At 73.5% G+C, this 8,150-nt stretch carries 8 protein-coding genes and 1 pseudogene; 3 read left to right on the forward strand and 6 right to left on the reverse strand.

All coding sequences use genetic code 11. From position 1 onward, the window contains the following. Positions 1 to 122: 122 nt before the first annotated feature. The gene (locus Asi02nite_RS28995) at positions 123 to 623 is read left to right on the forward strand and encodes an NUDIX hydrolase (protein ID WP_203717165.1); all 501 of its coding nucleotides are present in this window, start codon (positions 123 to 125) and stop codon (positions 621 to 623) included. Positions 624 to 677: 54 nt separating this feature from the next. On the opposite strand, the gene trpA is transcribed toward Asi02nite_RS28995, so the two are convergent. From trpA to trpC, 3 genes are read right to left on the reverse strand one after another with little or no spacing between them, the layout of a single operon-like run. After that, positions 678 to 1,481: a tryptophan synthase subunit alpha gene (trpA, locus tag Asi02nite_RS29000; protein WP_203717166.1), complete on the reverse strand. Its 804-nt coding sequence runs from the start codon at positions 1,479 to 1,481 to the stop codon at positions 678 to 680. Further along, positions 1,478 to 2,686, reverse strand: a complete 1,209-nt coding sequence (trpB, locus tag Asi02nite_RS29005) for a tryptophan synthase subunit beta (protein WP_203717167.1) — start codon at positions 2,684 to 2,686, stop codon at positions 1,478 to 1,480. Before trpB ends, trpA begins: the two co-directional genes overlap by 4 nt. After that, complete coding sequence (gene trpC, locus Asi02nite_RS29010) at positions 2,683 to 3,543, reverse strand: indole-3-glycerol phosphate synthase TrpC (RefSeq protein ID WP_239127199.1); 861 nt, start codon at positions 3,541 to 3,543, stop codon at positions 2,683 to 2,685. The genes trpB and trpC overlap by 4 nt, the downstream gene beginning before the upstream one ends. Positions 3,544 to 3,825: 282 nt before the next feature. Here trpC and Asi02nite_RS29015 point away from each other — a divergent pair, with 282 nt between their 5' ends. Then, on the forward strand, positions 3,826 to 4,080 hold the full coding sequence (locus Asi02nite_RS29015; RefSeq protein ID WP_203717169.1) for a hypothetical protein: 255 nt from the start codon (positions 3,826 to 3,828) through the stop codon (positions 4,078 to 4,080). Here the strand turns inward: Asi02nite_RS29015 and Asi02nite_RS29020 are convergent. Genes Asi02nite_RS29020 through hisI form a run of 3 tightly spaced genes read right to left on the reverse strand, consistent with a single transcriptional unit; the run spans position 4,073 to position 6,446 of the window. Continuing rightward, positions 4,073 to 4,579 (reverse strand): Trp biosynthesis-associated membrane protein, encoded by a 507-nt coding sequence (locus tag Asi02nite_RS29020; protein ID WP_203717170.1) that lies wholly within the window; start codon positions 4,577 to 4,579, stop codon positions 4,073 to 4,075. The genes Asi02nite_RS29015 and Asi02nite_RS29020 overlap by 8 nt on opposite strands. Continuing rightward, a complete protein-coding gene (locus Asi02nite_RS29025; RefSeq protein ID WP_203717171.1) occupies positions 4,576 to 6,093 on the reverse strand; it encodes an anthranilate synthase component I in 1,518 nt (505 codons plus the stop codon). Before Asi02nite_RS29025 ends, Asi02nite_RS29020 begins: the two co-directional genes overlap by 4 nt. Further along, positions 6,090 to 6,446: a phosphoribosyl-AMP cyclohydrolase gene (hisI, locus tag Asi02nite_RS29030; protein WP_308440186.1), complete on the reverse strand. Its 357-nt coding sequence runs from the start codon at positions 6,444 to 6,446 to the stop codon at positions 6,090 to 6,092. The genes Asi02nite_RS29025 and hisI overlap by 4 nt, the downstream gene beginning before the upstream one ends. Positions 6,447 to 6,765: 319 nt before the next feature. On the opposite strand from hisI, the pseudogene Asi02nite_RS29035 reads away from it, so the two are divergent. Continuing rightward, positions 6,766 to 8,150 (forward strand): annotated as a pseudogene (locus tag Asi02nite_RS29035) (hypothetical protein); the annotation flags it as partial.

Consider the following 8,150-nt stretch of genomic DNA (forward strand, 5'->3'; position numbering starts at 1 on the left):
TCGCACCCCGTGCCCATGGCACCCCGGGGTTCGTCCGAGATCTATCCGGACACCGCACGCATCCCGCACGACCGCTGCACGACAGCTGACGTTAACCGCCCGGCGGCGTACGGTAACCGGGTATGAACTCCCTCACTTCCGCGGTCGCCGCGATCGTCACCGACGACGCCGGCCGCGTGCTGCTCTGCCAGCAGAGCCAGGGACACCGCCGGTGGGGGCTGCCCGGCGGGAAGGTCCGTGAGAACGAGAGCCCGATCCATGCCGCGATAAGGGACATCCGCGAGGAGACCGGCATGGACGTCGAGATGGTCGATCTCGTCGGCCTCTACGAGCTGCGCGGGCAGGGGCTGCCCGATGTCGTGGTGCACGTGTTCCGGTGCCGCGACGGGCACGGCGAGGCCCTGGTCAACGCCCCCGGCCGGATCTGCCGCCTCAGCTGGCACGATGCCGACGACCTGCCCCAGCCGATGACACCGACCACGCGCATCGCGATCGCCGACGCGGTGGCCGGGCGGTCCGGCGTGGTGTGCCAGGTCGACCGCGACGCCGAGCCGGACTATCCGGACGCCGCCGACACGGCCGACGTCCGCAGCCAGGACATCATCGTGGGAGTCGCGGGCTAGCGCCCGACCGCCCGCACGCCGGCCACTAGCGCTCCACGGCCCGCACGCCGGCCACTAGCGCTCCACGGCCCGCACGCCGGCCGCCAGTTCCGCCGACAACGTCCGTAGCGCCGAAAGCCCCGACGCCTCGTCGGGCGCGTCGACCATGCAGCGGATCAGCGCACTGCCGACGATCACGCCGTCGGCGAACGAGCCGACCTCGGCGGCCTGCGCCCCGTCGCGCACGCCGAGACCCACCCCGACCGGCAGGTCGGCAGTGACCGCGCGGATGCGCGAGACCAGCGCAGGCGCGGCCGACGAGGTCTGCTCCCGGGCGCCCGTGACGCCCATCAGCGCGGTGGCGTAGACGAAGCCGCGGCAGTGCCCCAGCGTCATCGCCAGCCGGGCGTCGGTGGACGACGGCGACACCAGGAACGTGCGGTCGAGCCCGTGCGCGTCGGAGGCCGCCAGCCAGTCGTGCGCCTCGTCCGGGATCAGGTCGGGCGTGATCAGCCCCGTGCCGCCGGCCGCCGCGAGGTCGCGGGCGAACGCGTCCACACCGTATTGCTCGATGGGGTTCCAGTAGGTCATCGTGACCACCGGGGCGCCCGTGGCGGCGACCGCCTCGATGATCCGCAGTGTGTCGGCCGTGCGGACCCCGCCGGCCAGCGCGATGTCGCTGGCCTTCTGGATCACCGGGCCGTCCATCACCGGGTCGCTGTAGGGGATCTCGACCTCGATGACGTCGACGCCCGCCTCGACCATCGCCGTCATGGCGGCGATGCTGCCGTCGACTGTCGGGAAGCCGGCCGGCATGCAGCCGACCAGCACCGCCCGGCCCTCGGCGCGGGCCTTCTCGAAAGCGACCGAAATGCTCATGCCAGGATCCCGAAGTAGCGGCCGGCGGTGTGCGCGTCCTTGTCGCCACGGCCGGACAGGTTGACCACGATGACCGGCTCGCGCCCGAGCTCCTCGGCCAGCTTCGGGATGATCCGCAGCGCGCCGGCGAGCGCGTGGGCGCTCTCGATCGCCGGGATGATCCCCTCGGTGCGGCAGAGGAGCTGGAACGCGGCCATCGCCTCGTCGTCGTCGACGGGCTCGTAGATCGCGCGGCCGCTGTCGTGCAGCCAGGCGTGCTCCGGGCCGACCGCCGGGTAGTCGAGACCCGCGGAGATCGAGTGCGACTCCAGCGTCTGACCGTCGGCGTCCTGCAGCACGTACGTCCGGGCGCCGTGCAGCACGCCCTTGGAGCCCGCGGTGATCGACGCCGCCGTCCGCCCGGTCGAGACGCCGTCGCCGCCCGCCTCGAACCCGTACAGCCGGACGCCCTCGTCGGGGACGAAGGCGTGGAAGATGCCGATCGCGTTGGACCCACCGCCCACGCAGGCGGCGACCGCGTCGGGCAGCCCACCCAGCTTCTCCAGCGACTGGGCCCGGGCCTCCCGGCCGATGCCGCCCACGAAGTCGCGGACCAGCTCGGGGAAGGGGTGCGGGCCGGCCGCCGTGCCCAGCAGGTAGTGGGTCTCGTCGACGGAGGCGACCCAGTCGCGCAGCGCCTCGTTGAGCGCGTCCTTGAGCGTCCGCGAGCCCGTGGCCACCGGGATGACCTGCGCGCCGAGCATCCGCATCCGGGCGACGTTGAGCGCCTGGCGCTCCGTGTCGAGCTCGCCCATGTAGACCACGCAGTCGAGGTCCAGGTACGCCGCCGCGGTGGCCGCGGCCACACCGTGCTGGCCGGCGCCCGTCTCGGCGATCACCCGGCGCTTGCCCATCCGCTTGGTGAGCAGCGCCTGGCCGAGCACGTTGCGCACCTTGTGGGCGCCGGTGTGCAGCAGGTCCTCGCGCTTGAGCAGGATCCGCGCTCCGGCCTGGGCGCTCAGCCGGCGGGCCTCGTAGAGCGCCGACGGCGCGCCGGCGTAGTCGCGCAGCATGCCCTCGAACTCGGCGACGAACGCCGGGTCGGCCTTGGCGGCCCGGTAGGCGGCGTCGAGCTCGTCGAGCGCGGCGACCAGCGCCTCCGGGATGAACCGGCCGCCGAAGGGCCCGAAGTGGCCGGTGGCGTCCGGCAGGAGCAGATCAGTCATCGAACCGGCCTCGGTGTGGCGGGGTGGTTGCCCGCGTTCACCAGCTCGGCCACGGCGTCCCGCGGGCTCTTGTGAGTCACCAGGCCCTCGCCGACCAGCACGGCGTCGGCACCGGCGGAGGCATAGCGGATGAGGTCGTGCGGTCCGCGTACGCCCGATTCGGCGATCTTGACGACGTTGTTCGGCAGCCCGGGCGCGATGCGCTCGAACACCGACCGGTCGACCTCGAGCGTACGCAGGTTGCGGGCGTTGACGCCGATCACCCGCGCGCCGGCCTCCATGGCCCGGTCGGCCTCCTCCTCGTCGTGCACCTCGACGAGGGCGGTCATGCCGAGCGACTCGATCCGCTCCAGCAGCCCGGTCAGCACGTTCTGCTCGAGCGCGGCGACGATCAGCAGCACCATGTCGGCACCGTGCGCCCGCGCCTCGTGCACCTGGTAGCTGGAGACGACGAAGTCCTTGCGCAGCACCGGCACGTCGACGGCGGCCCGCACCGCGGCCAGGTCGTCGAGCGACCCGCCGAACCAGCGGCCCTCGGTGAGCACGCTGATGCAGCGGGCGCCGCCGCCCGCGTACTCGGTGGCCAGGTCGGCGGGGTCGGGGATGTCGGCGAGCTGCCCACGTGAGGGCGAGGCCCGCTTGACCTCGGCGATCACCGCCACGCCGGGGCGCCGCAGCGCCGCGTGCGCGTCGCGCGGGGGCGGCGCGGCGGCCGCCAGCCGCTTCACGTCGGCCAGTGGGACCTGCTGCTGCCGAGTTTCGACGTCTTCGCGGACACCCGCGATGATCTCGTCGAGGACACTCACCGGCGCCGCCGTGTTGGCGCCGTCGTCATCCTGCGGTTCATCAGCATTCACCAACGGACTCCCCTTTCCGGGTGTCATGCGCCCGATGCTATGGCCCGCCGACCGGCGGACGGCGTCCGGGGTATGGGCCGTCTCACGCCGCGTGGTCGGGCATAATGCCCGGCCCGTCCCACGGTGGGTGTGCCGCCGGTTACTACGGGGGTGACGGGCGACGCATCCGCCACGGGTCGGACACTCTGCCGAAACAGCCCTGGGAGAGGATGTCGTCGGGCAAACTGGTCGACGGTGCCACTGGTGCACCGACCACAGGGGACTTGTTCATCGGGGCGGGGCATGGACAACACACCGGGACGGCAGCAGGCCGGGATAACGGACCTGCCACGGGCGGTTCTGTCGGCGGCGTTCGGCGTCATCGACACGGCCCAGCGGGCGGTCGTCGGCGACGAGCGGGTACGCACGGCGCGCGGCAACGCCTGGGAGGCGATCTGCGCCGACCGGGCACGCGCCGACCAGCGGGACGAGGTGCGCCGGCACGTCGCCATGATCGTCACGATGCCGCCCAGGAAGGTTGCCCGCGTCCTCACCTGACGGTGGGGTCCTCCCCGCGGTCCAGGGCGTTCCAGGTGTCCGTGGTGCCGCCGACCGACTTCGGCGACCGCTCGTAGCGCGCGCCCATCCCGGGCCAGCGGTGCCCGGCCAGCGTGGCCGCGAGCCCGCCGATGATCACGAGCAGGCCGCCGGTCACGGTCAGCGCGGGCCAGGCGGTGCTGGCGTCGAACGCCCGGTCGAGCGCGAGGCCGGCCAGGGCCAGACCGACGAGCAGCACGAGTACGCCGACCGCGCGGCGCGCCCAGCCCCGGGTGGCCAGCAGGGCGCCGGCGCCGGCCAGCCCGACCAGGGCCAGGGCCGACAGGCCGGGGACCAGGTCGCCGCCGGTCTGCTCGAGGCCCGAGGGCGTGGCGCCGTGGGTGTAGCCGGTCTCCCAGGTGCGACCGGCCCCGACGAAGGCGAGCCCGGCCCCGACCACGACGCACAGCACGGTCGTCGTGAGCGGTCGGCGACCCTCACCGGCGAACGGATTCCTCATCGGGCGGCCCTGAGCGTTTCGGCGGCGCTGACCGCCGCCAGGACCGCGGCAGCCTTGTTCTGGGTCTCCCGCTCCTCGGCCGCCGGGTCGGAGTCGGCGACGATGCCCGCGCCGGCCTGCACGTAGGCCACCCCGTCGCGGATCAGCGCGGTGCGGATCGCGATCGCCATGTCGAGGTCGCCGCTGAAGCCGAGGTAGCCGACGGTTCCGCCGTACACGCCGCGTCTGGTGGGTTCGAGCTCTTCGATGATCTCCATCGCGCGGACCTTGGGCGCGCCGGAGAGCGTGCCCGCCGGGAAGGTCGCCGCGAGCGCGTCGAACGCCGAGCGGTCGTCGCGGAGCTGCCCGACCACCGTCGACACGATGTGCATGACGTGGCTGTAGCGCTCGATGGTGGCGAACTCCGGCACCTCGACCGTGCCCGGCACGCAGACCCGGCCCAGGTCGTTGCGGCCCAGGTCGACCAGCATCACGTGCTCGGCCCGCTCCTTGGGGTCGGCCAGCAACTCGGTGGCGAGGTCGTTGTCCTGCCGCTGGTCGCGCCCGCGCGGCCGGGTGCCGGCGATCGGGTGCAGCAGCGCCCGCCCGTCGGTGACCTTGAGGTGCGCCTCCGGCGACGAGCCGACGATGTCGAAGTCGTCGAAGCGCAGGAGATACATGTACGGGCTGGGATTGGTCGTGCGCAGCACCCGGTAGACGTCGAGCGGGTCGGCGGTGGTCCGGCGCTCGAACCGCTGCGAGACCACGATCTGGAAGCACTCGCCGGCCCGGATCGCCTCCTTGGCCAGCTCGACCGCCTTGGGGTAGCTGCCGGCCGGCGTACGGCTCTCCAAGGGCGGTGCCTCCGCCGGCAGGTTGATCGTGGAGATCATCGGCGGGGTGGGGCGGGACAGGGCCGTGGTCATGGCGTCGAGCCGGCCGACCGCGTGGTGGTAGGCGGCCGCCACCTGGTCGTCGGTCGCCGCGGGCGGCAGGATCGCGTTGGCCACCAGGATCGCCGAGCCGGCGTAGTGGTCGAGCACCACCAGGTCGGTGGCCAGCATCATGCCCAGCTCGGGCACCCGGAGATCGTCGTCGGCCAGCTCGGGCAGGCGTTCGAAGCGGCGGACCAGGTCGTACGCGAGGTAGCCGACCATGCCGCCCGTCAGCGGCGGGCCGTCGGGGTCGTGCCGGCGCCCGGTCAGGGCGGTGACCGTCGCCCGCAGCACGTCGACGGGGTCGCCGGTGGTCGGCACGCCGTCGGGCGGGCTGCCGAGCCAGGCGGCGTGCCCGTCACGCTCGACCAGGGTGGCGGCGCTGCGGACGCCGATGAACGAGTAGCGGGACCAGGCGGTGCCGGCGCCCTGCTCGGCCGACTCCAGCAGGAAGGTGCCGGGGCCGCCGGCCAGCTTGCGGTAGACGCCGACCGGGGTCTCGCCGTCGGCCAGCAGCCGCCGGGTCACCGGGATGACCCGGTTGTGCCGGGCATGCTCGGCGAACCGTGTGAGCGTCGGCGTGACCGCACCGGTGGTCATGCGCGCACCGGAAGCTCGTCGGAGAAGCAGGTCGGGGTGCCGGTGTGGCAGGCCGGGCCGACCTGTTCCACGGAGAGCAGGATCGTGTCGCCGTCGCAGTCGAGGGCGGCGGACTTCACGTACTGGTGGTGGCCGGAGGTCTCGCCCTTGACCCAGATCTCACCGCGGCTGCGCGACCAGTAGGTGGCCCGGCCGGTGGTCAGGGTGCGGTGCAGCGCCTCGTCGTTCATCCAGGCGAGCATGAGAACCTCGCCGTCGTCGTGCCGGCGGACGACGGCCGGGACGAGCCCGTCCGCGGTGCGCTTCAGCCGGGCGGCGATAGCCGGGTCGAGACCCGATTCTGGTGAGGCCACCCGACCAATTGTTCCGTACGCGCGGCGGTCCCGGATTCTGGGGATATCCGTGGCGAATCGGGGGGTGTGCTCCGGCTCACGTCGCGGTAGTTTGTCCGTGCGCCGCCCGGGTTTTCGCCACCGGCGGGGCGCTTCCCTGCCTCATCCCAGACGTCCGCGCGTCCACCCGTCTCCGGCTCAGCTTTTCTTGCTGCCGGCGCACGGGTCTCTCGTGTTTCGTTTCGGCAGTCGCGTCCCGCTTCCCCCACCCGTCGCGGCGCGCCCACCCTGGCATCGCCCAGCCGGGTCGCCGTTACGGAGCCGACGGAGGACTACCCGCATGCAGCCCCAGCAGCCTCAACCCCAGCCCGACCAGGGCGAGCCCGGCTATGTCGTGCCCGGCCAGCGCCCACCCGGCGACGAGCCGCCGGCCTCGGCCCTCGACGCCCTCGCCGCCGCCCAGGCGGCGGCCAACGAGGAGACCACCGGCGGGCCGGTGTCGGCGGCCCTGACCGAGACCACCATCGAGACTCCCGTCATCCGTCCGAGTGACCAGCCCCTGCCGCCGATGGCGAGCCAGCTCATCGAGACGGGCGCCCCGGCGTCCCCGTGGTCGACGGCTCCGGCGGCCGCGGCGCCCGACGCGTCTTCGCCACCCGCGGACCCGGACCCGGACGCGACCGTGGCGGAGGCGGTCGCCGTCGAGCACGCGGAGGAGGCGGCGGCGACGGCGGCGGCCGAGGACCCGGAGTTCGAACGCGAATGGCAGGCTCTCCTGGCGGAGGAAGCCGCCGCCAACGGCGACGCCACAGTGGACAACACGGACGCGACCGCCGGGTCCGCGGAGCCGGAAGCCCTGGCCACGACGGAGGTTGAGACCGAGACGGCCTCGGCGGCCACCCCCGCAGCCGACACTGCCGCGGAAGCCACCACCGACGCGGAGCCGGAGGCTGTCGCCGCGACCGACGTGGACACAGCCGAAGAGGCCGACGCATCCCCGCTCGACGCGGACGCAGAAGCGACCACCGCAACCGACCCCGAGGGCGTTGCCGCAACCGACGTGGACGCAGCCGAGGAGGCCGACGCCACCACCGTCGACGCGGAAGCAGAGACCACGACCCAGACCGACGCCGACGCGGAGGCGGAGGCCATCGCCGCGACCGACGTGGACGCGACCGACGCCGACGCGAGCGCCGTCGCCACGACGGACGTGGACGCAGCCGAAGAGGCGGACGCCACCGCCGTCGACGCGGGAGCGGAAGCCACCACCCAGGCTGACGCTGACGTGACCGACGCCGAGACGGAAGCCGACGCGGACGCGACCGAGACCGACGCGGAAGCCATCACCGCGACCGCCACCGACGCCGGCACCGAGGCGGAAGCCGTCGCCGCGACCGACGTGGACGCAGCGGAAGAGCCCGACGCCGCCACGGACGCCACTGCGGTCGACGCGGAAGCGGAAGCCACCACCCAGACCGACGCGGAGGCCGACACCGACGCGGAGGTTGAGGCCATCACCGCGACCGACGCTGACACGACCGAGGCCGACGTAGAGGCGGAGGCTGTCACCGCGACCGAGGTAGACACTGGCGAAGAGGCCGACGCCACCGGCGTCGACGCGGAAGCCACCACCGAAGCCGACGCGGAGGCCATCGCCGCGACCGACGCCGACGCGGAAGCCATCGCCGCAACCGACGCGGACACGGGCGAAGAGGCCGACGCCAG

The organism is Asanoa siamensis (assembly GCF_016862555.1).
GTDB classification, from domain to species: Bacteria; Actinomycetota; Actinomycetes; order Mycobacteriales; family Micromonosporaceae; genus Asanoa; species Asanoa siamensis.